The following is a 615-nucleotide window of genomic DNA, read 5'->3' as shown; positions in this document are numbered from 1 at the left end:
GACTGTTGAAAAGAAAGGCGTCAAGCTTGAACTCCAGTGCACAGACATTTCTCATCAGTATTTAAAAGGTGACCCGAATAGAATTAAGCAAATCGTTTCGAATCTAGTCAGCAATGCAGAAAAGTTTACCGAACAATGCATTATCAAAATGACCGCTTCGACCTTAGAAGTTGGCGATAAAATAAAAGTGAGTATTAGTATTACTGATACTGGAGTAGGTATAAAACAAGCAAAACTCGGCACAATCTTCGATATTTTCTCACAAGAGGACAGCTCTACCACACGTAAGTATGGCGGGACAGGTTTAGGCTTAACTATCGTGCGCGAACTATCTGAAATGATGGGAGGTCACGTAGACGTGGTGAGTAAATTAGGATGCCCCCTGTGTCAGGATAGTTGTCGCCTCTGTTAATTTTTAATAATTGAATAGGAGGCGGTAAGAGAATATGAGTGAAGCATTATTCAAAAGAGTTTAAAGAAGCCATTGTTAAGAAGTGGCTTGAAAGTGGGTTATCATTAAGAACGTTTTCAGCCCAGGAAAACATAAACCTATCCACCTTGTATTCCTGGCGAGATAAATTTCAATTACCAGGTTCAAGTGTGACAAAAAGTAGT

Annotated in this window: 2 protein-coding genes; both read left to right on the top strand. The window is 39.3% G+C overall.

Translation table 11 applies throughout. The annotated features are described in order from the left end of the window. On the top strand, nucleotides 1-412 hold a 412-nt coding region (locus tag A3735_RS20955; protein WP_231882595.1), incomplete at its 5' end, for an ATP-binding protein. Nucleotides 413-450: 38 nt separating this feature from the next. Further along, nucleotides 451-615, top strand: a 165-nt coding sequence (locus A3735_RS32655; RefSeq protein ID WP_156498096.1) for a transposase, incomplete at its 3' end; no start/stop codon positions are given.

It is taken from the genome of Oleiphilus sp. HI0061 (assembly GCF_001635675.1).
The sequence above is the reverse complement of the archived record's forward strand: the minus strand, read 5'-3'. Positions and strand labels throughout refer to the sequence as shown.